The following is a 23,070-nucleotide window of genomic DNA, read 5'->3' on the forward strand; positions in this document are numbered from 1 at the left end:
GGGATACGAACGGGGTCTCATGCGGCCGCCTCGAGATGGCGGCGCGAGGCGAGCCGGGCGCCGATGCGGGCCGCCGTCGCGGCGATCTCGCGTCCCATGGCGGCGGGCTCGTAGTGGGCAAACTGGCGGTCGGACAGCGTCAGGCACAGGCTGCCGATGGGCATCGGCCCGGCCCCGAAGATCGGGGCGGCGGTGCCCACGACGTTCGGCTGCACCTCGCCGCGCGAGACGATGTAGCCGTCCTTGCGGATGGCCCGGTAGCGCGCCAGCACGCTGTCGCGGTCGGCGCCGAAGCCGATCTGGCGGTAGTCGTCGAGGCGCGGCTCGATCAGCGGGAGGAGCTGGCGGCGCGTCAGATGGGCGAGGATCACGTGGGAGGTGGCGCCGCGCCCCACCGGCATCGGCCGGCCGCGCGGAAAGCTCGACACCACGTCCTCCGATATGCTGGCGGAATTGATGCACAGCACCCGGTCGCGGTACCAGCGCGAGACGAAGGCCGTGCCCGGGTAGCGGGTCGCCAGCGCCTCGATCTCGGCGTCGCTTTCCGGGACCAGCGGATCGGCCCGGCGCAGCAGATAGTCGAGTTCGACCACCCGCGGCCCGATCGTGTAGGTGGACTGGTCGACGCTGGCGATGAGGCCGGCGCCCTTCAGCGTCTTCAGGTAGCGGTAGAGCGTCGGGCGCGAATAGCCGAGCTGCCCGGCGAGCTCCGCCGGCGTCCATTCCGGCCGCGCCTCGTCGAACAGGCCGAGGATGTCGAGCATCCGTTCCAGGCTGCTGCTTTCGCTCATCCGACCGGCTCCGGCGACGAGCGCGCCCGCGCGCCGTAGAGCGAGTAGGCCATCAGCCCGAGGCCGATGACCACGCCGGCGAGGTCGGTGTAGATCGCCCCCTGGAAGGCCCCGGACGGCACCAGCGCCATCAGGCCGGACGCGGCGAACAGGACCCGCATGCCGGCCGACAGCCGCGACGCGAAGTAGCCGGCGAGCGCGGCCGACACCAGCCAGACGCCGAGTGCGGCGGTGACGACCGCCAGCACCACCTCGGCCGGGCTGCCGATCAGGATCAGGGCAGGGGAGAACACGAACAGGAACGGCACCACGTACGCCGCCCAGCCGAACTTCACCGCTGCCACTCCGGTCCGCATGGGATCGGCCTCGGCGATCGACGCTGCCGCGAACGCGGCGAGCGCGATCGGCGGCGTGATCATCGACATCATCCCGAAATACAGCACGAAGAGGTGCGCCGCGATCGGTTCGATGCCCACCTCGACCATCGCCGGCGCTACCAGCGCCGCCAGGAGCACGTAGACGCCGAGCGTCGGCAGCCCCATGCCCAGCACGATGCAGATCAGCGCCGAGAGCACCAGCAGCAGGATCGCGCTGCCGCCGCCGATCTGGACGAGGCTGTAGGTCAGGTTGAAGGAGAGCCCGGAGATGTTGAGGACGCCGATCACCATGCCGGCGGCGGCCGAGATGACGATGATCTCCACCACGCTCTCGCCGGTGGTCACGAACGCCCGCGCGATGGCGCCGACGGAGGCCCGCACGCCGTCGTAACCGAACAGGAACGCGGTCAGGACGACCGCCCCCGAGGCCAGGATCGCCGCCCGCTCGGGCTGCCAGTTCATGACGAACAGGGCGTAGATCAGCAGCGCGAACGCGAAGGCGAAGTGCAGGCCGCCGATGACCGTGCGCCGGGTCGGAATATCGTCGTCGGGCGCCGCCTCGATGCCCAGCCGCGCGGCCTCCAGGTCGGCCTGGACGAACAGGGCGCCGTAGTACAGCAGCGCCGGGATCAGCGCCGCCAGCACGACGTCGGAGTAAGGAATCTGCAGGAACTCGGCCATCAGGAAGGCGGCCGCCCCCATCACCGGCGGCATCAGCTGGCCGCCGGTCGAGGCGACCGCCTCGATGGCGCCGGCCTTGTGGCCCGGATAGCCGCTGCGCTTGATCATCGGGATGGTGACGACGCCGGTCGCCACCACGTTGGCGACCGCCGAGCCGGAGATCGACCCGAACAGCGCGGAGGCGGCAACCGCGATCTTCATCGGCCCGCCGCGCAGCTTGCCCATCGACAGCAGCGCCGCGTCGGTGAAGAAGCGCGAGCCGCCGGTCACGTTGAGCAGGCTGCCGAAGAAGATGAAGGCGGTGACGACGGTCGCCGCGACGGCGATCGGGATGCCGAGGATGCCGTTGGAATCGAAGCCCATGTAGCCCGACAGCTTCTGCCAGTCGGAGGCGCGGCCGGCCAGCCGGCCGGGCATCGCGTCGCCCCAGAGCGCGTAGGCGAGGAACACCGTGATGATGACGACCAGCGCCCAGCCGGTGGTGCGCCGCACGGCTTCCAGCGACAGCAGCACGAGGATCAGGCCGGGGACGTAGGCCTCGGGCGGCCTGAAGAAGATCTGGTTCACGATCTGCGGATAGACCACCGCGACGTAGAGGCCGGCGCCGAGGCCCAGGAGCGCCAGCAGCGCATCGTACCAGGCAAGGCCGCCGGTGCGCTTGGTGCGCTTGGGCGTTGTCAGAAGAATGGCGAGCGCCAGCGCCAGCGCCAGGATGAGCGCCAGGAACTGCTGCGGATAGAACGACATGCCGACCATGCGCGGCACGCCCAGCGACCAGGCGCCAGCGACCAGCGTGACCGCGGCGGCGAGGGCCGTGGCGACCGGGCGCCAGAGCCAAAACGGGAGCCAGGAACCGGGCTCCCGAACCAGGGTATCGGTCATCCGGTGCTACTCTTTCCAGATGCCGGCTTCTTTGTAGAACTTGATGGCGCCGGGATGGTACGAGCCCGGCTTCACGTCGCCCACCATGTGCTTGGCCGGGTCGAACCGCTTGAACGGCGGGAAGGTGTCGCCGAGCAGCTTCTGGCTCTCGTAGATCGCCTTGGTCATCTTGTAGACGGCGTCGTCGGAGACGTTGGCGTTGGTGAAGATCGCCTGCGGGTATTCCATGTAGGTGCCCGGCTCGAGCACGCCCGGATAGGCCGGCCCGGGATTGATGGTGACGATGTCGGCCGTCTTCCAGTGCTCGCGGATCTGCGCCAGCGCTTCCGGGGTGTCGGGAACCGTCAGCGCGCGGATGCCGCCGACCGAGGCGTCGGCCTCGCGCACCTTGCCGGCGCCGTGGGAGAAGATGAAGCCGACCGCATCGCCCGCCATGAAGGCGTCGGCGCCGCCGACCACGCTCGGAACCTGCACCGGCTGCACGTCGTCCCGGGTCATCCCCGCGGTGGCGTACATGGCGTCCAGGTGCGGCAGGATGGTGTTCTGGGCGGTGTAGCCGTCGACCATCGGCTTGCCCTTCAGGTCGGCGATCGTCTTGATGTCGGAATCGGCACGGACGAAGATCGCTTCCTCAAGCGGCATGATCAGCGCGACGATGCGCAGGTCCGGATTGGCGCGGCCGTTGAACCACTCGGTGCCCTGGTAGGCGTAGAGGAATTCCTCCAGGTTGCAGACGCCGAACTCCATCTCGTTGGCGCCGACCAGCGGCAGATACTGATTCGGGCTGGTCGCCGGCTGGATGGTGGTGTTGAGGCCGGCGTCGTTGGCGGCCTTGGCCACGGCGGAGCCGATGCCGTGGTAGAGCGAGCCCGGGTTGGACGTCGCCATGCCCACGGTCTGGGCGCTTGCGGCGCCCGTGAACGCCAGTCCCGCCGACAGGGCGAGGGACGCAACTATCCTGTTGATCATGCTGGTTTTCCTCCCGTTGGTGCCGGTTCATGCCGGCGATCTCGTGGTTTGGCAGTAAGTCACTTTATCACAGTGTGAGATTTCGGCCAGAGTTTGGCAACCGAAATTCATGGCGGCAAGGCAGCGTCCCGTGTGCCGGGACGGCTTTCCGCGCCGGTGGCGGCTGGAACCGCCGCGCGGCGTCAGTCCGGCGAGAGCGATCGTGCCCGGCTCCGCCACGCCACCGCAGTGAGACACGCGGCATGGCTCCAGGCCAGGTCCTTGGCGGAGGCCGGCCGCCCGTCGGTGCGGTCGAACTGTTCGGCCAGCGCCCCGTCCGCCGGGGCAAACGCCCGCGCCGTCGCCAGGAACGCCTCGCCCCGGCGCAGGCAGGCGGCGGCAACGGCGGCTGCGTCCTCCTCGTAGGCGCCGTCGCCCTGCCGGCTCGCGATCTCGGGTCCCGCCAGGGCGCCGAGGAAGCGCCGGTTCGCCGCCGTCACTTCCATCGCAGCACCCTCCGCGACGGCCACCGCCAGCCGGAAATGAAACTCCGCGGCGGCAAAGGTCGAAAAATAAAAGGCACCGCCGGAGACGTAGACGTCGCCGGGATAGCGGCCCATCGCCGGCGCGATGGCGCCCGGCCCGGCGAGGTTGATGGCGTAGGCGGACGCGAAATGGGCCTCCAGCCGCGTCAGCGTCGCGTGGACGGCGGGATCGGTCAGCGACGCCGGCCCGGTCGTCCGCCCGGCATGCAGCACGCCGAGGACCGTCGCCATGTCCAGCGTCTTGTCCCCGCTGATGCCCGGCCCGGGGAGCCGGCTGCGCAGCCAGCCGTCCGGGGTGCGGTAGGCCGGCAGCCGGGCTTCGACGGCTTCGGCGGCGGCCCGGCTCCGCGCCTCCAGCGCCGGGTCGCCGAGCCGGGACGCACCCTCCCGGAGGGCGGCGGCGACGACGAGGTCGGTGTAGAGGTGGTGGCCGAACTCCTCCTCCCAGATGTCGAAGCTTTCCGCAGCAATGCCGCCCGCCAGCAGCGCCAGGTCGGCCTCGATCAGTCCGCGCATCGCCGGCCGGTCGGCCGGATCGGCGGCGTCCCACCAGCGCGCGAGGACGAGCACGCGCAGCGCCGGCCCGTCCCATTGCGGTCGGTTCCAGCGGGTCACGTCGAGCGTGCCGTCCGCCTCGACGCGGGCCTCCAGCACGACGGCGCGGCCGTCGACGGCATCGAGTTCGGCGCGCGGCCTCAGATAGCGCTGGAATGCCGGATTCACATCTTGCGGCAGCGCGGTTGCCCGGCCGTCGATGCCGGCAAGGCCGGCGTTGAAGCGCACGAAGTCGGAGAAGATGGCGCGGGCCCCCGCGCTCTCGCCGCTGATCTCGGCATCAATCCGCAGCGCCTCCATCACCGCGGCGGAATCCCGGAACCAGTGGAAGAAATAGTCCGGGTCCGGGTCGTAGTGGGCGGAGAGCGGACAGGCCAGCACCGAGCCCGGCTCCGGCCGGACGTCAAATCCGAAGCCGACACGCTCGTGGACCAGGTCCGTCCGCGAGATCGCCGCCCGCATCCGCGCCCGCGAGGCCGCGGTCTGGTGGCCGATCCAGGCGTCGAGGCCGTCGTCCATGCCCATTTTCCCTCCCTCCGTGCCGTCAGGCGTCCGGCGCCAGGTGAGGGCTTGCGAAGCCGAGCCGCCCGAGCCCCGCGCGCACGTCAGGATCGGCCATGAACAGCCGCCAGAGCAGGCCGCTGCGATGGTTCTCGATCATTGCCACGATCGGCCCCTGGTCGATGGCGAGGAAGGTGTCGGCGACCCAGCCCCGGTCCTCGCAGAACGCGTCGACGAAGCCGTAGCGTCCCCAGATCTCCGGTCTGTCGGTGAGAAAGTGCCGCAGCGCTGCCATTGCTTGCTCCGGCGCGTAGGGAAAGCTCGACAGCGCCGCCGTCGGCGAGATCGTTCCGGTGTCGACGTCCGGTGCGTGCGCCACGTAGCCGTCCGGGTCGTCGCTCGCCGTCAGCCCCCAGCAGGCGTCGCCGTAGCCGGCATGACCGTCGGGGTTCTCCCGGCACCAGGCGTGGTTGATGCGGGTGTGGGCGACGTTCTGGGGGAAATAGTCGGCGTAGCGGTCGGTCAACCCGTGGGGGTCGAGGCCGCAGAACGAATAGTGTGCGAAGAACAGCGGCCCGCCATAGGGCATGCCCAGCGGCAGCGCGATGCCGAGATACTGCCGGCCGTTCACGAAGGTCGGGCCGCTCGCGAATCCCTGGTGATAGGCGTCGGCCGGGATCGGATGCGTCGGCGAGGCGGCGGCCAGCACATAGGCGATCAGGCACTCGTTCCAGCCGCGGATCTCGTGGTGGATCGCGAACCCGTGGCGGGGGCTCCAGTGCCACAGAAGCACGTTGCCCCCGTCCAGGTGCCAGTCCCACTCGACCGCCTCCCAGATCGCGGTGATGCGGGCGCGCAGGCGCGCCTCGTTCCCGTCGGCCCGGTCGAAATAGGCGCGCGCGATCAGCAGCCCCTGCACCAGCAGCGCCGTCTCGACGAGGTCGCCGCCATCGTCGAGCTCGGAGAAGGGAATGGTGGCGCCGCTGCGCCCTTGCATGAAGTGCGGGTACATGCCGTGGTGGCGGGTGGCGCGTTCCAGCGCGGCGAGCATCGTCGACAGCCGGTCGCAAGCCGCCTGCCGGCTCACCCATCCGCGCGCGGCGGCGACGACGATCGCCATCGCCGCAAAGCCGGAGCCGCCGATCGCCACCAGATCGTCGTCGGCGGCCGGCGCGGCGGAGTTCAGGCAGCGGTCGCGGGCGAGCCCGCTTGCGGGCTCGGCACCTTCCCAGAAGAAGCCGAACGTCGCCCGCTGGACCGCCTCCAGCAGGTCGTCGTCGGAGAGGTTCGGAGCGGGACGGCCGGCGGGCATGGGCGTGCTCATTGGACGGCCGCCTTCGCGGCGCCCTTCGGCGCGGCCTTGGCGAGCGTTTCCGGGCTGGTGGAGAAGCGCTTGCCGGCCGGGTCGTGGATCAGCCGCAGCGTGCGCTGGAAGAAGCCCTCCGCGTCGGTCCTGCCGATGTTGAGGATGCCGGCGTCGGGCAGGTCGGACTGGATGGCGTCGAGGATCTGCTTGCTGCCGCGTTCCTGCAGTCCGCCGAGCGCCTGGTCGATGACGATCCATTTCGGCCGATGCAGCAGCATGCGTGCGAAGGCGATGCACTGCAGCTCCTCGTGCGGCAACTCCCGGTCCCAGCGCGACTGGCGGTCGAGCATCGGCACCATCCGCTCGAGCCCGACCTTGGCAAGCGCGGCCCCCAGCTCGGCATCGTCATAGGCATCCGTCGCGGTGGGATAGGCGAGCACGGCACGCAGCGTGTCCGGCGGCATGTAGGGATGGCGCGGCATGAAGGCGATGTCGTCGCCCGTCGGCAGCGCGATCTGCCCGGAACCGATCGGCCACAGCCCGGCCAGCGCCCGGAACAGGAAGTGCCCGCCGAAACCCGATTCGCCGGTCACCTGCACGTGGTCGCCGGGCCTCAGTTCCAGCCGCGGCGGATCGAGCATGATGCAGCCGCCCGGCGTCGCCACCTTCAGGTTGTCGATCACCATAACCGGCTCGGGGCTGGCGACGAACTGGATCCGCTCCACGTCGGCGGTCTCGACCACGTCCATGGTCATTACCGCCTCGCGGAACGCCGCCACCCGGCCGAAGGTCGCCCGCCAGTCTGCGATGGTGGAGAAGTTGTCGACCGACCAGCGCAGCGCCTGCTGCACCTGGTTGAAGGCGCCGACCACCATCATCAGCTGACCGAACGACAGGTCGCCGCCGAAATAGCCGGGCGCGGCCACCAGGATCGGCGCAATCAGCGTGAACCAGCCGTAGCCGGCGGTGACCCAGGTCAGGTTCGTCTGCGCCGTCACGATCCGCCGCATCATCCGCAGCACGTCGGCGAGTTCGCCGTTGAGGCGGACCCGCTCGTCGCTCTCGCCGCGCGACAGCGTCACGTCGTCTATGTTCTCGTTGAGGCGCACCAGCCCGAAGCGCAGCTCCGCCTCCTGAGCATAGCGTTCCGCATTGAGGGAGAACAGCGGCCGGCCGACCCAGTAGCTCACCAAGGACGCGGTGCCGGCGTAGAACAGCGCGCACCAGACCATGTAGCCCGGCACGCCGAACGTCTCGCCGCGCACGGTGAACACCACGTCGGCCGACAGCACCCACAGCACTCCGATGAAGCTCAGCAGCAGGATCGTCGCCTGGAACAGCCCGACCCCGAGGTCGGTGGAGAGCTCCGTCAGGTGCCGGGCGTCCTCGTGGATGCGCTGGTCCGGGTTCTCGCCGATCTGCCCGGCGCCCGACAGGCGGAAGGCGCGGCCGGGCTTCAGCCACTGGTCGAGGAGCTCGTGGACGAGGCCCTCGCGCAGCTTCAGCTTCATCATCTGATTCAGCCAGTTCTGCGAGACGTTGAGCACCAGCAGCGCGCTGACGATCACCGCGAACACGCCGAGCTGCTGCAGGAACGCGCTGAGGTCCCGCCGCTGCAGCGCGTCGTAGAAGGGCTGGTTCCAGGCGTTGAGCCGCACCTGGCCGTACGCCGTCAGCAGCACCACGCCGACCAGGCCGCCGGTGATCCACAGCACGCTGTTGCGGGTGGGCGAGGCGCGGAACGAGGTGAACATCGAGCGCGCGAACGCCATTACGCTGGGGAAGGCCGGGTAGGTCTCGCCGCCTCCCGGCTGGGGCGGCGCTGCGGGCGGTGGAGCGTCTGTCATGGGTCCGGGTTCCGAGGTGTGGCGGGTCCACGGGCGGGTTGAGGAAACGGGGATACCGGTTTTCCCTCCGCATCCCGCCGCAGGAAAGGAGGATGAGGAGAAGGGGGTACCGGATTTCCGCCTGCATTCCGCTCCAGCGTGCCGCGATCTAGACGTGAGCCGTCCGGGCCTCGCAAGCGGTTTGACACCGGCCCCGGCGCGGCCGAAGGGTTGGCGTCCTGTTTGAGTGTCCGGGAGTCCGACGTGGCCCGCATCGACGCGCTGATGTCCGAGATGACGCTGACCGAGAAGATCGGCCAGCTGGTGATGGTGACGGCCGGGACCCCGGTGACGGGCCCCATCGCCGCCGGCGACCCGACTTCGGGCGTGCGCGACGGCCGCATCGGCAGCCTGCTCAATCTTTTTGGCGTGGGCGAGACGGCCGCCATGCAGGCGATCGCGGTCGAGGAGAGCCGTCTCGGCATCCCGCTGTTCTTCGGCTTCGACGTCGTCCACGGCCACCGCACGGTGTTTCCGATCCCGCTCGGCGAGGCGGCCGCCTTCGACCCGGACCTGTGGGAGGCGACCGCCCGCACGGCGGCGGAGGAGGCGGCCGCCGACGGCATCGACCTCACCTTCGCGCCGATGATCGACGTGGCGCGCGACCCGCGCTGGGGGCGCATCGCCGAGGGGCCGGGCGAGGATCCGCTGGTCGCCTCACGGATGGCCGCCGCCAAGGTGCGCGGCTTCCAGGGCGCCGCGCTCGCCGATCCGCGCAGCGTCGCCGCCACGGCCAAGCACTTCGCCGCCTACGGCGCCCCCGCCGCCGGCCGCGACTACGCCTCCGTCGACATCTCCGAGCGCACCCTGCGCGACGTCTACCTGCCGCCGTTCGCGGCGGCGGTGCGGGCCGGTGCCGCCGCCATCATGCCGGCCTTCAACGACATCGCCGGCATTCCGATGACCGCCCACGTGCCGCTGCTGCGCGACTGGCTGCGCGGCGAGCTTGGCTTCCAGGGCGTGCTGATCAGCGACTACAACGCCGTTGCCGAGCTCCTGAACCACGGCGTCGCGGGCGACCTGGCCGAGGCCGCGGCGCTCGCGCTCGCCGCCGGCGTCGACATCGACATGATGAGCCCGGCCTATGAGCAGGGCCTGCCGGAGGCGCTGGAGCGCGGCCTCGTTGCCCTGTCCGACATCGACGCCGCCGTGCGCCGCGTGCTGGTCCTCAAGGAACGGCTTGGCCTGTTCGACGCCCCCACCGGCCGCCAGCAGGCCACCGGCGCCGGCGTCGCCTCCGCCCGCCGCGAGCGCGCCCGCGAGGCCGCCCGGCGCTCCATCGTGCTCTTGAAGAACGATGGGGCCCTGCTGCCCTTGGCGGCCGGCATCACCCGCATTGCGGTGGTCGGTCCGCTCGCCGAGGCCCGGGCCGAGATGGTCGGGCCGTGGTGGGGCGCCGGCGACCGCGCCACCCCCGTCACCATCGTCGAGGGCCTGCGCGCCGCGTTGCCGCATGCCCGGATCGCGACTGCCGCGACCGACCCCGAAGTTGCCGTCGATCCCGCGTCCCTCGAGCTCCAGGCCGCCGACCTCGTCGTGCTCTGCCTCGGCGAGACGGCGGCGATGAGCGGCGAGGCGGCGAGCCGCGCCGACCCCGGCATTCCCGACGGCCAGCGGCCGCTCGCCGAGGCGGTGCTCGTCTCAGGCAGGCCCGTCGTGGTGCTGCTCTCGTCCGGTCGGCCGCTGGTCGCACCGTGGCTGTTCGAGCGGGCGCCCTGCGTGCTGGCCACGTGGTTCCTCGGGCACCAGGCGGGCCATGCCATCGCCGACGTCCTCACCGGCCACGCCGACGCCACCGGGCGCCTGCCGGTGACCTGGCCGCGCGCCGTCGGCCAGATCCCGATCCATGCCGGCGAGCGCCCTTCCGGCCGGCCGGCCAACGCCGACGACCACTACACCAGCAAGTATCTCGACCTGCCGGTGACGCCGCAGTTTCCCTTCGGCCACGGCCTGTCGTTCGCGGCGATCGAGATCGTCGCGGTCGCGGTCGGCGACACGGAGGCGGATGGCGACGGCAGGTCGTGGACGTTCGGACCGGGGGAGCCCGTCGACATTCTGGTGCGGCTGGAGAACCGGGGCGCGCGGGGCGGTGAGGAGACGGTGTTCGTGTTCCTGCGCGATCCGGTGGCGAGCGTCGCCCGGCCGCTGCTGGAACTGAAGGACTTCGCCCGCATCGGGCTCGCGCCCGGCGACCGCGGCGTGCTGCGCTTCCGGCTCGAGGCCGACGCGTTCGCCTTCCTGGGGCCGGATCTGACACCGCGCACCGAGCCCGGGGCCTTCGAGATCTGCATCGGCCGGTCGGCCGACCCCGCCAGCCTCCACCGGACGACGGTCCGCCTGACGGCGTGACCGCTCGTCGCCGCGGACCCGCGACGGGCGGGTGCTACCGCTTTCCCGCCAGCCGCGCCCGGATCGCCTCGGCGATGGCGCGGGCGTCGCGCATCAGGTCGGCCCGGCCGCGCTCGGCATCGGCCGAGGCCGGGTCGCCGAGATAGCCGTCGGGCGTCACCTTGCGGGCATGGTCGTGGCCCTTGCGCCATTCGGCGAGATCGGCGGCCGTCAGGTTCGTCGGCGGCAGGCCGGCGATCCTGTCCCGGCGCACCACCTCGGGGTTGAGGGCCAGCATCAGCGATGTTTCCCAGTCGCCGGCGTGGACGTCCGCGTACGGTCCGGCCGGAGCAGGCGCGGGCAGGGTCGCCAGCGCGTGCGGGCTCGCCGGATCGGCGCCGATCCGTGCGAACAGGCCGGGATCGGCGACGAACGCCGCCTGGATGCCGCCGGGCCTGGAGCCTTTGGCCACGCCTTCCAGCACGGCGGTGTTGTGCAGGGCGTCGCCGTGGCCGGAGACGCAGAACAGATGGCGGAACCCGTCGCCGCCGAGGCTGTCGATCACGTCGCACATCAGCCCGACCATGATCTCCGGCCGCACCCGGAACGAGGCGGGAAAGCTCGCCGACACGTGGTTCACGCCCCAGTAGAAGGGCGGCACGATCAGCGCCTCGATGCCGTCCCCGGCGAGCAACGCCTTCACCGCGCGCAGCCGGGCGGAGGGGATGTAGATGTCGGTGCCGGTGGGCAGATGCGGGCCGTGCTGCTCGACCACGCCGAAGGCCCACAGCGCGATGGCGCCGCGGCCGATCGCCTCCACCACCTCGCCCGAGGTCATCTCGGCGATGGTGTCCTTCAGGATCGGCTCGCCGGGGGCAAACGACGGAGCGGCGGCTGGGTGGTCGGACATGGCGGTTCCCTGGAGCATTCCGGCTGCGGCCGACCGTGCCGAGAAATCCACATTTTCACAAGCTTGGACGGTCTTTCTGCACGGTTCGCGTGTAAAAAATGTCGTTCATTGGCTCAAAATCGATATCTTGGGGTGCGACGGGATGTCGTGGCCGCCGGTTTGCGGTCCGAATCGCGCCGGTGGGCGTTGGTCTCCGGGCGCGCTTATGGGGATTCTGGAGCAATACCGATTCTTGCAGTATGGTCCGGCCGATGGTGGCCGGATCGAGTGACATCGACCGGTGGAGGATGGCCCGCGCCCGGGTCCGGCTGGACCCCGGGGTGGCGCCGTCCCCGATGGTCGGTGACGATCAGGCGACCCTCGCTTCCGCATCGACCGCGGGGGCAGGATCCTTGGGAACGCGCCGTCCGACACCGCTGATGACGGAGGATCCGCTGAGCGAGATGCAGAAACTGAGGGCGAAGCCGGATCTCGGGTCCGGCGCCGATGCCTTCGCCACCCAATCCGAAGCAGCCCACGCGATGATCCGGGAGGACATCCTGTCGGGCAAGTTCGAGCCCGGCCGCAAGCTGCTGCTCGACCACCTGCGTACCCAGTACGGGTTCGGATCGAGCCCGCTGCGCGAGGCGCTGTCGCGGCTCGCCGCCGACCGGCTCGTCACCGCCAAGGGCCAGAAGGGCTACTGGGTGGCGGCGGTTTCGCCGGACGAGTTCAACGACATCACCGACATGCGGCTGTTCCTGGAGCCGCAGGCGCTCGAGCGCTCCATCGAGCGGGCGACGCTGGACTGGGAAAGCGGCGTGGTGGCGGCGTTCCACCGGCTGTCGCGGGTGGAGGTCACCCTCGACGTCAACCCGATGGAGCTCTCCGGCGAATGGGAGCGCGAGAACCGCGCCTTCCATCTGGCGCTCATCGAGAACTGCGGCTCGCCCTGGCTGCTGCGCTTCGTGATGGTGCTGTCGGAGCAGTCGGAACGCTACCGGCGCCAGGCCGTCGCCCGCCAGGCGGTGCCCAAGGAGACCCTGCTGCGCGAGCACAAGGCGATCTTCGACGCCGCCATCGAGCGCAACGCCGGGCTCGCCTCGGAACTCCTCAAGGTGCACATCAAGAACTCCGGTCGCAGCCTCGCCAAGGCGCTTTTCCCGCCTGCCGGCGGCTGAGGCGGCCGCTTCGGGCCGGTTTATCCCCGTTGGCCCGGCAGCGGGCGGGCGGTTGAAAAAAGCGCGGTCGGAATCTGGTAGATTTTGCAAATATCGATTTTCTGAAATAAATTGGACGGAGTGAATGGCGGCCCGCCGCGACCCGTCCGCGACGCTTGCATGGGTCCGGCGACGCCAAATCGACAAGACAAGGCATGAACCGGTGACGGATCCGCATCGCATCGACGTCCAGCATCACATCCTGCCGCCGGCCTACGTGCAGGCGGTCGGCGCGCCGGCCATCGCCAGCATGATCGTCTCCGGCCGCTGCCCGGAGTGGTCGCCCGCGGTCTCCGTCGAGGCGATGGACCGCAACGGCATCGCCACCGCGGTCACCTCGCTGTCGGCGCCCGGGCTGCCGTTTGCCGACGAGGCGGCGGTCGTCGCGATGGCGCGCACGTGCAACGAGTACGTCGCCCGCATGCAGCAGGACTTTCCCGGCCGCTTCGGCAATTTCGCCACCCTGCCGCTGCCGTACGTCGACGCCAGCCTCGCCGAGATCGCCTACGCCTTCGACACGCTCAACGCTGACGGCGTCTGCATCCTGACCAGCTACGGCACCACCTACCCGGGCGACGCGGCGCTGGCGCCGGTGTTCGACGAGCTCAACCGCCGCAAGGCCGTGGTCCACGTCCACCCGACCGAATCGGTGGGCGCCAACCTGCAGGGGCTGCCCGCCGCGACGCTGGAGTTTCCCTTCGAGACGACCCGGGCGGTGGCGAACCTGCTGTTCACCGGCGGCTTCGCGCGCGGCCGCGACATCCGCTTCATCTTCTCCCACGCCGGCGGCGCCGTGCCGTTCCTGGCGGAGCGGATGGCGCGGCTGGAGCGCCGGCCGGACTTCCGCAAGATGGTTCCGGGCGGGGTGATCGCCGAGCTGCAGCGCCATTACTACGACGTGGCGCTGTCGGCGAACCGCTTCGCCTTCTCCGCCCTGCTGGAGCTGGTGGGCAGCGACCGCGTGCTGTTCGCCAGCGACTTCCCGTTCGCCGCGGAAGACACCATGACCAGCACCATCGCCGGTCTGGCCGGGCTCGGCCTCTCCGCCGCCGACATCGCCGCCATCGAGCGCGACAACGCGCTGGCGCTGATGCCGGGCCTGCAGGCCGCCCGCGAACTCACCTGAACCACGTCCCGTCGGACAGCGTTACCCGACCGAGGCGAAATGGCCCCGGATTCAATGGGTTGATCGACCCTTTCGATCCGGATCGCTTTGCTCCGGAGCGGAAATGCGCCAGACTTCGCCCGCCACCCCGCCGGCTTCGGCCGTCGCCCCACTTGCCAGCCTGCAGGAGGCCCCACATGCCGGACGTGCTGGAAACCGTCGACGCGCGGCTCGCGCCCGCCCGCTCGGCGGTGATCGTCATCGACATGCAGAACGACTTCTGCGCCGAGGGCGGCTACGTGGAGACGGTGGTCGGCCGCGATGCCGGCCCGTGCCGCGCCGTGGCCGAGCCGATCGCGGCGCTGGCAGCCGATGCGCGGGCGGCGGGGGTGCCCGTCATCTGGGTCCGGGCCGACTACGAGCCCTCCAAGATCCCGGTCGGCATGCTGGCCAAGCAGCACGAGCGCTCCACCAGCGTGTGCTGCGCGCCGGGCAGCTGGGGCTACGACTTCTACGGCGTCTCGCCCGGCCCCGAGGACCCGCTGTTCGACAAGCACTGCTATTCGGCCTTCGTCGGCACCGAGCTGGAGGCCTACCTGCGCAACCGGGGGATCGAGACGCTGGTGTTCGCCGGCGTGCAGACCAACGTCTGCGTGGAGACCAGCTTCCGCGACGCGGTCTGCCGGGGCTTCTACGGCGTGCTGGCCGTCGACTGCGTCGCCTCCCACGCCCCGCCGCTGCACGAGGCGACCATCGCCAACGTCGGCTTCCTGTTCGGCGACGTGCTGCCGCGGGAGGCCATCGCCGGGTACTGGAAGGGCTGAGGGGGCATTCGGGCTCACGCCCTTGCTGCGCTCATTCCCGCGATTTCCTCCGCTCGCGCCGGGTACGCTTGTGCGCACCGGCTCCGGGTGGACGGCCTGACCGGCCGGCGCACGGTCGTGCGCGGGAAGGTGCTGTCCGGAGAGGGTAAGCTCGTTGGCCCTCGGGCTTGAGCCAAACACTCCGCTCATCCCCGCGAAAGCGGGGATCCATAGGGCGGGGGCTGTGGGTTCATGCCGTGCTGATTGGCACGGTGTCCGGCCTGGCCCGGCGCCCCGGATAGCAGCGCGTCCGCACCGGATTTCATCCTGCCGCATCTGCCGCACCTCCCCATGGATCCCCGCTTTCGCGGGGATGAGCGGAGTGAAGATCTTCTCCGGGGCCGGCTTTCGCCGGGGGGAGCGAAGCCATTTCGCTGGGGGCGGGTGGGTTGAGGCGATGCTCGGGAAGGACGACGACGGGTGATGACGGCGACGGCCGCCGCCTGTCGGGCATGGATGTCTTTCGGCACGCGTGTGCCCCATTCTCCGCTCATCCCCGCGAAAGCGGGGATCCATAGGGCGGGGGTTGAGGGCTCTATCCGTTCTGACGGTCCCGGTCTCCGGCCTGGTCGGGAGCCGCGCAAAGCAGCAAATCCGCGCCTAATCTCATACAGCCGCATCTGCCGCACCTCCCCATGGATCCCCGCTTTCGCGGGAATGAGCGGAGTGAAAATCTAGGCCGGGGCCGGCTTTCGCCGGGGGGAGCGAAGCCATCTCGCTGGGGGCCGGTGAGTGCCAGAGGCGGACGTGCCGGCAACAGAAAAAGCCCGCGGATGACGCGGGCTTTTGCGTATTGCTCAAGGGTTCGAACCTGGAGCCGTTTCTTAGCGATCAGGCGATTCCACCTGAGCGGAAAAGGCTCCCAGAATGGAACCTGGAGGCCGGAGGGCAGGGCCTCAGGCGAACTGTTCCCAGACCGCGGCGCCGACGCCGCAGCGCATTTCGGCGCTGGGGACGTAGAAGGTCGGGCGGCCCTTGGCGCCGCCGGCCGCCGCCATGGCGACCATCCAGGCGAGCAGCTCGGTGGTGCCGCCGCCGCCCGCCTCGTTCATACGTTCCACCGTCGCTTCCTTGACGATGCGGTCGGCGTCGCTCTCGGAGATCAGGTCGAGGAACCAGCGGTCGAAGGTGTCGTCCATGGTGAAGTAGCGCGGGCCGCCGGGCTCGTGGGAGAGGCCGCCGGTGGCGATCAGCGCGACGCGCAGGTCGGCGGGGAGTTCCTCGCGGACGATGCGGCGCAGGGTGCGCCCGAACGCGACGCATTCCTCCGGGGTGGGCACCGGCGGGTTGATGCAGTTCATGTGGATCGGCACGATCGGCACGTCGTAACCGAGGTACCAGAGCGGCACCGACCAGTTGTCGTCGAACAGCAGGCCGGAGCCCTTGTCGATGTTGTGGCCCTCGGCGCTGGCGAGCGCGTGGATCTTCGCGGCCACGTCGGGGCGGCCCTTCACGTGGTAGCCGGGCTGCTTCAGCCAGGCCTTGAAGAACTCGGCCGGGCCGTTCCACTCCGCGGCCTCGTCGACGCGCCAGTGGGGCGGGTTCTTGAGCGGCAGGTTGAGGAGGTGGTCGTTGGCCACCCCGATGATCACGTCGGGCCGGGCGTCCTTCATGATCCGGCCGAGCTCGCCGTAGCCCGCCTGGATCGCGTCCTGCTCCTCCTGGGGGCAGGAATCCAGCCAGCCGGTCACGCCGGGGGCGTGGGCCATGCCCATGATCGAGACGAATTCGGCCATGTCGTTTCCTCCTCAAACGCTCCCGGGGAGGCCGTGTCCGTCCGCAACGGCAGGCGGCGTCCGGGCCGGGAGCCTCGGCCGGCCGGCCCGGTGGACACCGGGCGGCGGGCGGCAGGGTGCTATTTCTTCTGGTGCTCGACGATCTGGTCGCCGAACGACTTCCGGTAGGCCTCGGCGGCGGCGCTCTTGCTGGTGTTGCGCGCCCCGCCGTGGAACAGCCGGGTGATCTGCGGCAGGAAATAGGGGTGGACGCCGAGTTCGCCGAGGCGGCGCACGTCGATGTCGCGGAACGCCTGCTTCTCCGGCTCGCTGAGGCCGTAGGCCTCCATCAGCTCCTCGCAGCGCTCCGGGAAGTGCGGCCACACCGCGTTGTCCCGGCGGACCTCGAAGACCATCCGGTTGGACGGCAGATCGGGATCGAATTCGTTGGCCATGACGGAACCTCCTTGCCTGCCGGATCATGTCACCAGAAATTCGATTGTCAAAGAGAAAAACGATATTTTGAGACGTTCGAAAACGGGCCGCGGGTGCGTCCGGGGGACCCGGCGGGCGTGCGCACCCGGCGCGTGCGCAGCCGGACGCGCCGTGCGCACCCTGTTCGCGCCTGGGACCCTCCGCCTGACAGGCGGAAAACGATGGGAAATCAGAGGCTTGTGGCGCGTGCGCAGACCCGGTGCGCAGCGATCGGACCACCATCGGCACCAAACTGCGCTATTTCGGTGTTTTGGGGGCGTGTGCGCAGGGTCTGCTGCGCACTGCCGGGTTTGTCCCCGTGCGCAGGCGCCGGCCGGGCCTTCGGCGGCGCGGACGGGGATTACTCGGCGCGCACGCCCATGATGCGGTCGAGCTGGCTTTCGTCCTCGAGCAGCACCCGCGACGGACCGTCGTAGACGATCTCGCCGTTGCGGAGGCCGACGGCCCGGGCGGCGAAGGAAAGGGCGCGGTGGACGTTCTGCTCGACGAGGAGGAGGGTGAGGCCTTCCTCCGCCACGATCCGGCGGAGCGCTCCGTAGAGCTCGTCGACGATGACCGGGGCGAGGCCCTCGGACGGCTCGTCCATGAGCAGCAGCGACGGGTCGCACATCAGGGCGCGGGCGATCGACAGCATCTGCTGCTCGCCGCCCGACAGTCGGGCGCCGAGGTTCTGCCGGCGCTCCTTCAGGCGCGGGAACAGGGCGTAGGCCTTCTCCAGGGTCCAGCCGCCGGCCCGGGCCGCGACGCGGAGGTTTTCCTCCACCGTCAGCGTCGGGAACACCTCGCGCTCCTGGGGGACCAGGCCGATGCCGAGGCGGCTGCGGGCGACCCGGCTGTCGTGGGTGATGGTCTGGCCCGACAGGGCGACCTCGCCGGCGTGGATGCGGGTGCGGCCGGCGATGGTGGCGAGCAGCGTCGTCTTGCCCATGCCGTTGCGGCCGATGATGCCGACGGTCTCGCCGGCGGCGACCTGGAGCGAGAGATCGACCAGGATCTTCAGCTCGCCGTAGCCGGCGGTGACCGACGTCAGCGCCAGCGAGGCGGCGGCGCGGGCGGGGACGGCGGCGTGGGTGTGGGTGGCGGCGGTCATTCGGAGGTCCCGAGATAGATGCGCTTCACCTCCGGGTCGGCGGCGATCTCGTCGGGCGTGCCGCGGCGGAGCACCGCGCCCTCGACCAGCACCAGGATCTCCCGGGCGAAGCGGAACACCAGGTCCATGTCGTGTTCGACCAGGATGATGGCGATGTCGGCGGGCAGCTGGTCGACGGTGCGCTGGACGACCTCGGCCTCGCGGTGGGGGATGCCGGCGGCCGGCTCGTCGAGCAGCAGCACCTTCGGCTCCAGCGCCAGCGCCAGGCCGAGCTCCACCAGGCGCTGGCGGCCGTAGGGCAGGTCGGAGATCTGCTCGCCGGCGACGTCGGTGAGCGACACGATCTCCAGGATCCGCTCGACCTCGGCGCAGACGTCGGCGCGCGACCACGCCGGCCGCCAGAGGACCGCGGCGCCGCCCATCCGCTCCGACACCGCCACGAAGATGTTCTCGAACACCGTCATCGCCCGGAACAGCGAGGTGATCTGGTAGGTGCGGCCGAGGCCGGCGCGGACCCGCTGGTGCGGCTTCAGAGCGAGGAGGTTGCGGCCGGCGAGGGTGGCGGTGCCGCTGTCGGGGCGGAGCATGCCGGTGAGCAGGTTGATGAGGGTGGTCTTGCCGGCGCCGTTTGGGCCGATCAGCGCCAGCCGCTCGCCGCGGGCGAGGTCGAAGGAGATGTCGCGGGCGACCCGGATGGCGCCGAACGACAGGCAGAGGTCGCGAACCTGGAGGACCGGCGGCTCGGTCCCGGTCGGGGCGGACGCGGCGGCGGGATGCGTGAGCGTCGTCATTTGCCGCGCCTCCCCGCCAGGCCGAGCCGGGCGGCGGTCCGGTCGATCAGGCTGACGGCGCCGCCCTGGGCGAACAGCGCCACGAGGACGAGCAGCAGGCCGAGCCAGAAATACCAGTACTGCGGGGCGAGTTTGGCGAACACGTCCTGGAAGACGACGTAGACGATGGCGCCGATGAAGGCGCCGTAGAGCCGGCCGAGGCCGCCGATGATGACGACGGTGAGGGCGGTGGCCGACACATGGAAGGCGAACACCTCCATGGAGACGAACTCGCTGGTCTGGGTCTGCAGGCCGCCGGCGACGCCGGCGACGAAGCCGCCGATGGCGTAGATGGCGAGCAGCCGCTGGAACACCGGGGTGCCGAGCGCCCGCATGCGGGTGGCGTTCTCGCGCAGGCCCCGCATCATCACCCCGAACGGCGAGGTGACGATGACGCGGAGCGCCAGGTGGACGACGAACAGCACCGCGAGCGAATAGAGGAAGCCGGTGCGGCCCCACAGGTCGAACTTGAAGGTGCCGAGGAGCTTGTCGATCTCGATGCCGCGCAGGCCGTCGAAGCCGCCGGTGATGCCCTGGAAGGTGTTGGCGAACTTGTAGAGGATGGCGGCGACGATGATGGTCATGGCGAGCACGGTGAGCTCGCCGCCGCGCAGCGCGATGATGCCGGTGACGTAGGCCATACCGGCGCCGACGAGGCCGGCGATGAGGAGCCCGGTGATCGGCTCCGCCCAGCCGAAATAGACCGGCAGGAAGCCCGCCATGTAGGCGCCGGCGCCCGACAGCGCCGCCTGGCCGAGCGAGTTGATGCCGGCGAAGCCGAGGATGAAGTCGATGGACAGGGCCAGGATGATCATGTTGACCACCGCCATGCCGAGATGCAGCTGCTTGCCCATCAGGAGATAGAAGGCGATCGCCGCCAGGTAGACGGGGATCATCAGCCAGATCGGGCCTTCGACCTGGGTGAACTTCGCGCGCGGCGTGGATCCGGTCGCCATCGTCAGTGCTCCACGGTCGAGAACAGCCCGGACGGGCGCCAGAACAGCACGGCGAAGGCCACCAGATAGATCAGGAACGCGCCCGACTGGGGCAGCAGGAACTTGCCGGCGTTGTCGATGATGCCGATCAGCAGCGAGGCGGCGAAGGCGCCGCGGATCGAGCCCATGCCGCCGACGATGACGACCAGCAGCACCAGCACCAGGTAGTCGAGGGCGTAGGTGGGCGACAGGCCGAAGATCTCGATGGAGAGCGCCCCGCCGACGGCGGCGAGCGCCGAGCCGACGCCGAACAGCAGTGAGAACAGCAGCGGCACGTTGATGCCGACGTTTTCCGCCATCGCCCGGTTCGACACGGCGGCGCGCACCCGGGCGCCGACCAGCGTGCGGTCGAGCACCAGCCACAGCACCAGCGCCAGGGCGACGCCGAAGCCCACCACCATGGTGCGGTAGACGGGGAAGCTCATGGTGCCGACGGCGAAGCGGCCCTGCAGCCAGTCCGGGATGCGGATGCCGGCCGAGAGCGGACCGAAGGCGTAGGTGGCGGCGGCGATGGAGATGAACACGATGCCGATGGTGAGCAGCACCTGGAGCAGCGGGCTCGACCCGTAGAAGCGGCGGAACAGCACCGCCTCCATGCCGGCGCCGAGCACCAGGAAGACCAGCGCGATCAGCACCAGCGCCGGGACGAACGGGATGCCGAGATCGCCGGCCAGCACCACCAGCAGGTAGCCGCCGCCCATGGCAAAGGCGCCGTGGGCGAGGTTGACGAAGTTCATCACCCCCATCGTGATCGACAGGCCGATGGTGATGGTGAACAGCAGCATGCCGTAGGCGATGCCGTCGAAGGCGATGGAGAAAAAGAGGTTCGTCATGAACCGATCGGGCCGCCCTGGAGCCTTGCCCGGCCGGGCGAGGGCCGGACCGGAGGGGAATGATACCGCAGTCGGAAGCGGGCAGGCCCGGCGCGGCCGGTTCGAGCCGGACGGGACCTGTGCCCGGGAGCCGGGAGGCGGCGGGCGCCGATCGCGGCCCGCCGCCGGTTCCGGGAGCGCTACTTGGTGGAGTGGAGCTCTTTCCAGGGATCCTTCACGTCCGGCAGGGTGTCGACCAGCTTCTCGACCAGCTTGCCGTCGTCGTTCTTGACGATGGTGAGGATGTACTGGTTCTCGATGATGTCGCGGGTTTCCGGATCGATGGTGATCGGCCCGCGGGCGCTGTCGAACGTCCAGCCCTTCAGCGCGTCGACGAAGCTTTCCGCGTCGAAGTCGCCGTCGGTCTTCTCGATGGCCGCGGCGATCGCCGCCATGCCGTCATAGGCCTGCACGGCGAAGGCATCGACCGGGGTGTCCGGATAGGCCTCGTTCCACGCCTTCAGGAACTTCGCGTTGGCGTCGCCCGGCACGGCGGCGGAGTAGTGGAAGGCGATGATGGCGTCCTCGATGCCCTCGCCCATCTTGTCGAGCTCGGACGGCGGGGCGATGTCGCCGGGGCCGATCAGCTTGACGGAGTCCTTCAGGCCGAGGTTGACGTAGGTCTTCACGAACGAGGTGGAGTAGGGCCCCGACGGCATGAAGGCGTAGACGCCGTCGGCGCCCGACGCCTTGATGCGCTGCAGGAAGGGCGTGAAGTCCGGCGTCTGCGGGAACGGCAGCGGGATCTGGTCGACGATCTCGCCGCCCGCCTTCTCGAAGCCCTCGGCGAACGCCTGGTTGGCGTCCTTGCCGGGGGCGTAGTCGGCGAACACGGTGGCGATCTTGCGCAGGCCGAGGGTGTCGTAGGCGTAGGCGCCGAGCGGGTAGGACGACTGCCACATGGTGCGGCTGACGCGCACCGCGTAGGGCGAGGCCTCGGTGATCGAGGCGGTGGCGGCGTTGAAGATCACCACCGGCACCTCCGCCTCGTTGGCGACGTCGAGGATGGCGAAGGCGTTGTTGGACCACTGGATGCCCATGATCACGTCGACGCCGTCCTGGACGACCAGCTCCTGGGCGAGGCGCTTGGCGACTTCCGGGTTCGGGCCGGTGTCGTCGCGCTCGATGATCTCGACCTCGTGGTCGCCGAACGCGTCGGGGTTCTCCTTGAGGAACAGCTCGACGCCCTTCTTGGCGTAGTCGCCGGAAAAGGCGGCGGGGCCGGAAAAGGTCGAGATGAAGCCGATCTTGATGGGATCGGCCTGGGCGGCGCCGGCAACGAGCACGGCGCCGAGCGCGGCCGCGAGGGCGGAAATCTTCATGGTGGTCCTCCGGAATGCGGCGTCTTCGCCTGCAAAGATGGCGCGACCAGAAAAAAGCAGAAAAACGAATTTGTCAAAGAAATCCATTTTCAGGGTTTCGGGCTGTCCCGTGGTTTTTGCGGGGAGCGCGGGCGGAGGAGGGGGCGATTTTCGATTTTTTTGGGGTGAGGTGGGTGGGGGCGGGTGCGGTGGTTTCCTTGTCCGCTCTTGCTGGTTCGCTCGCGTTGGAGGTTGTGCATACCCGGCCGGAGCTCCATCGAACATCGTCACGGCCGGCACCCGCAGGGGCCCCCTTCGGCGATGGCTCGGCCGGCGCGCCCGCTTCCGGGTGCCGTCCGGAGAGTGAGCATTGGGGGGGCGCGAGGCAGCCAAACACTCCGCTCATTCCCGCGAAGGCGGGAATCCAGGGCCAGAGGGCTCAGATCAGGCTGTCGTGGAGATCGCGCCAGATGGGATTGATTGCCTCGATCAGCTCGAGCTTCCAGCGGCGGCGCCATTTCTTGATCTGGCGTTCCCGGACGAACGCCGCCTCGCGCGTGTCGTGGCCCTCGTACCAGACGAGCGTCGCAACCCCGTGGGCCCGCGTAAAGCCGGGTCGGACCTTCTCGCGGTGCTCGTAGATGCGGCGGGCGAGGTCGTCGGTCATGCCGGTATAGAGCGTCCCGTTCGGCCCGCTCGCCAGTATATAGACGTAGAATGCCATCGAAACCGGTCCGTTTCCACGCCGATGTGTGGCATTCTACAGCAGCGCGTGGAGCAAGTTGCCCTGGATTCCCGCTTTCGCTGGAATGAGCAACCGTGTCGGATTAGGGTGCGATGGTCTGTGCTGTTTCGGCGTTGCGGACGATGGCGTTGAGATGGGTGATGAGCTTGC

The 23,070-nt window shown here is 69.9% G+C and carries 20 protein-coding genes; 5 read left to right on the forward strand and 15 right to left on the reverse strand.

Features of this window, described 5'->3' with window-relative positions; translation table 11 throughout:
- Positions 1-17: 17 nt before the first annotated feature.
- The 6 genes from ACSSVZ_RS24975 to ACSSVZ_RS25000 form a co-directional block, all read right to left on the reverse strand.
- A complete protein-coding gene (locus ACSSVZ_RS24975) occupies positions 18-791 on the reverse strand; it encodes an IclR family transcriptional regulator (protein WP_453973503.1) in 774 nt (257 codons plus the stop codon).
- On the reverse strand, positions 788-2,731 hold the full coding sequence (locus ACSSVZ_RS24980) for a TRAP transporter permease (RefSeq protein WP_453973505.1): 1,944 nt from the start codon (positions 2,729-2,731) through the stop codon (positions 788-790). The genes ACSSVZ_RS24975 and ACSSVZ_RS24980 overlap by 4 nt, the downstream gene beginning before the upstream one ends.
- Before the next feature lie 6 nt (positions 2,732-2,737).
- Entirely contained in the window at positions 2,738-3,700 is a 963-nt protein-coding gene (locus tag ACSSVZ_RS24985; protein ID WP_453973506.1) for a TAXI family TRAP transporter solute-binding subunit, read from the reverse strand.
- A gap of 182 nt (positions 3,701-3,882) precedes the next feature.
- Positions 3,883-5,304 carry a glycoside hydrolase family 15 protein gene (locus ACSSVZ_RS24990; RefSeq protein ID WP_453973507.1) on the reverse strand — a complete coding sequence of 474 codons (1,422 nt, stop codon included), beginning with the start codon at positions 5,302-5,304 and terminating at the stop codon, positions 3,883-3,885.
- Between the two features lie 19 nt (positions 5,305-5,323).
- Complete coding sequence (locus tag ACSSVZ_RS24995) at positions 5,324-6,604, reverse strand: glucoamylase family protein (protein WP_453973508.1); 1,281 nt, start codon at positions 6,602-6,604, stop codon at positions 5,324-5,326.
- Positions 6,601-8,433, reverse strand: a complete 1,833-nt coding sequence (locus tag ACSSVZ_RS25000) for an ABC transporter ATP-binding protein/permease (RefSeq protein WP_453973509.1) — start codon at positions 8,431-8,433, stop codon at positions 6,601-6,603. The genes ACSSVZ_RS24995 and ACSSVZ_RS25000 overlap by 4 nt, the downstream gene beginning before the upstream one ends.
- 243 nt (positions 8,434-8,676) lie before the next feature.
- Here ACSSVZ_RS25000 and ACSSVZ_RS25005 point away from each other — a divergent pair, with 243 nt between their 5' ends.
- Positions 8,677-10,821 (forward strand): glycoside hydrolase family 3 N-terminal domain-containing protein, encoded by a 2,145-nt coding sequence (locus tag ACSSVZ_RS25005; protein WP_453973510.1) that lies wholly within the window; start codon positions 8,677-8,679, stop codon positions 10,819-10,821.
- A gap of 34 nt (positions 10,822-10,855) precedes the next feature.
- Here ACSSVZ_RS25005 and ACSSVZ_RS25010 read toward each other — a convergent pair whose 3' ends face one another.
- The gene (locus ACSSVZ_RS25010; RefSeq protein ID WP_453973511.1) at positions 10,856-11,710 is read right to left on the reverse strand and encodes a creatininase family protein; all 855 of its coding nucleotides are present in this window, start codon (positions 11,708-11,710) and stop codon (positions 10,856-10,858) included.
- Between ACSSVZ_RS25010 and ACSSVZ_RS25015 the strand changes: the two genes are divergently transcribed.
- The 4 genes from ACSSVZ_RS25015 to ACSSVZ_RS25030 all read left to right on the forward strand — a co-directional run bounded on the left by ACSSVZ_RS25015 (position 11,709) and on the right by ACSSVZ_RS25030 (position 14,838).
- Positions 11,709-11,981 carry a hypothetical protein gene (locus tag ACSSVZ_RS25015; protein WP_453973513.1) on the forward strand — a complete coding sequence of 91 codons (273 nt, stop codon included), beginning with the start codon at positions 11,709-11,711 and terminating at the stop codon, positions 11,979-11,981. The two genes, ACSSVZ_RS25010 and ACSSVZ_RS25015, sit on opposite strands and share 2 nt — an antisense overlap.
- 148 nt (positions 11,982-12,129) lie before the next feature.
- The gene (locus ACSSVZ_RS25020; RefSeq protein ID WP_453973514.1) at positions 12,130-12,870 is read left to right on the forward strand and encodes a GntR family transcriptional regulator; all 741 of its coding nucleotides are present in this window, start codon (positions 12,130-12,132) and stop codon (positions 12,868-12,870) included.
- Between the two features lie 202 nt (positions 12,871-13,072).
- Entirely contained in the window at positions 13,073-14,035 is a 963-nt protein-coding gene (locus ACSSVZ_RS25025; RefSeq protein WP_453973515.1) for an amidohydrolase family protein, read from the forward strand.
- Positions 14,036-14,211: 176 nt separating this feature from the next.
- A complete protein-coding gene (locus ACSSVZ_RS25030) occupies positions 14,212-14,838 on the forward strand; it encodes a cysteine hydrolase family protein (RefSeq protein ID WP_453973517.1) in 627 nt (208 codons plus the stop codon).
- A 935-nt stretch (positions 14,839-15,773) separates the two neighbouring features.
- Here the strand turns inward: ACSSVZ_RS25030 and ACSSVZ_RS25035 are convergent.
- The 8 genes from ACSSVZ_RS25035 to ACSSVZ_RS25070 form a co-directional block, all read right to left on the reverse strand.
- A complete protein-coding gene (locus tag ACSSVZ_RS25035; RefSeq protein WP_453973518.1) occupies positions 15,774-16,613 on the reverse strand; it encodes a DODA-type extradiol aromatic ring-opening family dioxygenase in 840 nt (279 codons plus the stop codon).
- A gap of 119 nt (positions 16,614-16,732) precedes the next feature.
- Positions 16,733-17,047 carry a hypothetical protein gene (locus ACSSVZ_RS25040; RefSeq protein WP_453962299.1) on the reverse strand — a complete coding sequence of 105 codons (315 nt, stop codon included), beginning with the start codon at positions 17,045-17,047 and terminating at the stop codon, positions 16,733-16,735.
- Between the two features lie 380 nt (positions 17,048-17,427).
- On the reverse strand, positions 17,428-18,177 hold the full coding sequence (locus tag ACSSVZ_RS25045; protein WP_453973519.1) for an ABC transporter ATP-binding protein: 750 nt from the start codon (positions 18,175-18,177) through the stop codon (positions 17,428-17,430).
- Complete coding sequence (locus ACSSVZ_RS25050) at positions 18,174-18,968, reverse strand: ABC transporter ATP-binding protein (protein WP_453973520.1); 795 nt, start codon at positions 18,966-18,968, stop codon at positions 18,174-18,176. The genes ACSSVZ_RS25045 and ACSSVZ_RS25050 overlap by 4 nt, the downstream gene beginning before the upstream one ends.
- Positions 18,965-19,963 (reverse strand): branched-chain amino acid ABC transporter permease, encoded by a 999-nt coding sequence (locus tag ACSSVZ_RS25055; protein WP_453973521.1) that lies wholly within the window; start codon positions 19,961-19,963, stop codon positions 18,965-18,967. Before ACSSVZ_RS25055 ends, ACSSVZ_RS25050 begins: the two co-directional genes overlap by 4 nt.
- 2 nt (positions 19,964-19,965) lie before the next feature.
- Entirely contained in the window at positions 19,966-20,835 is an 870-nt protein-coding gene (locus tag ACSSVZ_RS25060; RefSeq protein WP_453973522.1) for a branched-chain amino acid ABC transporter permease, read from the reverse strand.
- Positions 20,836-21,014: 179 nt separating this feature from the next.
- Positions 21,015-22,196: an ABC transporter substrate-binding protein gene (locus tag ACSSVZ_RS25065; protein WP_453973523.1), complete on the reverse strand. Its 1,182-nt coding sequence runs from the start codon at positions 22,194-22,196 to the stop codon at positions 21,015-21,017.
- 418 nt (positions 22,197-22,614) lie between these two features.
- Positions 22,615-22,899, reverse strand: coding sequence for a GIY-YIG nuclease family protein (locus ACSSVZ_RS25070; protein WP_453973524.1), 285 nt, complete (start codon positions 22,897-22,899; stop codon positions 22,615-22,617).
- Positions 22,900-23,070: the final 171 nt, after the last annotated feature.

It is taken from the genome of Amorphus sp. MBR-141, from assembly GCF_053628695.1.

What these genes read in the sequence shown, in the direction of transcription:
- ACSSVZ_RS24975 (WP_453973503.1), bottom strand. Translation starts at nt 791, where the DNA reads ATGAGCGAAAGCAGCAGCCTGGAACGGATGCTCGACATCCTCGGCCTG.
- ACSSVZ_RS24980 (WP_453973505.1), bottom strand. Translation starts at nt 2,731, where the DNA reads ATGACCGATACCCTGGTTCGGGAGCCCGGTTCCTGGCTCCCGTTTTGG.
- ACSSVZ_RS24985 (WP_453973506.1), bottom strand. Translation starts at nt 3,700, where the DNA reads ATGATCAACAGGATAGTTGCGTCCCTCGCCCTGTCGGCGGGACTGGCG.
- ACSSVZ_RS24990 (WP_453973507.1), bottom strand. Translation starts at nt 5,304, where the DNA reads ATGGGCATGGACGACGGCCTCGACGCCTGGATCGGCCACCAGACCGCG.
- ACSSVZ_RS24995 (WP_453973508.1), bottom strand. Translation starts at nt 6,604, where the DNA reads ATGAGCACGCCCATGCCCGCCGGCCGTCCCGCTCCGAACCTCTCCGAC.
- ACSSVZ_RS25000 (WP_453973509.1), bottom strand. Translation starts at nt 8,433, where the DNA reads ATGACAGACGCTCCACCGCCCGCAGCGCCGCCCCAGCCGGGAGGCGGC.
- ACSSVZ_RS25015 (WP_453973513.1), top strand. Translation starts at nt 11,709, where the DNA reads ATGGCGGTTCCCTGGAGCATTCCGGCTGCGGCCGACCGTGCCGAGAAA.
- ACSSVZ_RS25010 (WP_453973511.1), bottom strand. Translation starts at nt 11,710, where the DNA reads ATGTCCGACCACCCAGCCGCCGCTCCGTCGTTTGCCCCCGGCGAGCCG.
- ACSSVZ_RS25020 (WP_453973514.1), top strand. Translation starts at nt 12,130, where the DNA reads ATGACGGAGGATCCGCTGAGCGAGATGCAGAAACTGAGGGCGAAGCCG.
- ACSSVZ_RS25030 (WP_453973517.1), top strand. Translation starts at nt 14,212, where the DNA reads ATGCCGGACGTGCTGGAAACCGTCGACGCGCGGCTCGCGCCCGCCCGC.
- ACSSVZ_RS25035 (WP_453973518.1), bottom strand. Translation starts at nt 16,613, where the DNA reads ATGGCCGAATTCGTCTCGATCATGGGCATGGCCCACGCCCCCGGCGTG.
- ACSSVZ_RS25040 (WP_453962299.1), bottom strand. Translation starts at nt 17,047, where the DNA reads ATGGCCAACGAATTCGATCCCGATCTGCCGTCCAACCGGATGGTCTTC.
- ACSSVZ_RS25045 (WP_453973519.1), bottom strand. Translation starts at nt 18,177, where the DNA reads ATGACCGCCGCCACCCACACCCACGCCGCCGTCCCCGCCCGCGCCGCC.
- ACSSVZ_RS25050 (WP_453973520.1), bottom strand. Translation starts at nt 18,968, where the DNA reads ATGACGACGCTCACGCATCCCGCCGCCGCGTCCGCCCCGACCGGGACC.
- ACSSVZ_RS25055 (WP_453973521.1), bottom strand. Translation starts at nt 19,963, where the DNA reads ATGGCGACCGGATCCACGCCGCGCGCGAAGTTCACCCAGGTCGAAGGC.
- ACSSVZ_RS25060 (WP_453973522.1), bottom strand. Translation starts at nt 20,835, where the DNA reads ATGACGAACCTCTTTTTCTCCATCGCCTTCGACGGCATCGCCTACGGC.
- ACSSVZ_RS25065 (WP_453973523.1), bottom strand. Translation starts at nt 22,196, where the DNA reads ATGAAGATTTCCGCCCTCGCGGCCGCGCTCGGCGCCGTGCTCGTTGCC.
- ACSSVZ_RS25070 (WP_453973524.1), bottom strand. Translation starts at nt 22,899, where the DNA reads ATGGCATTCTACGTCTATATACTGGCGAGCGGGCCGAACGGGACGCTC.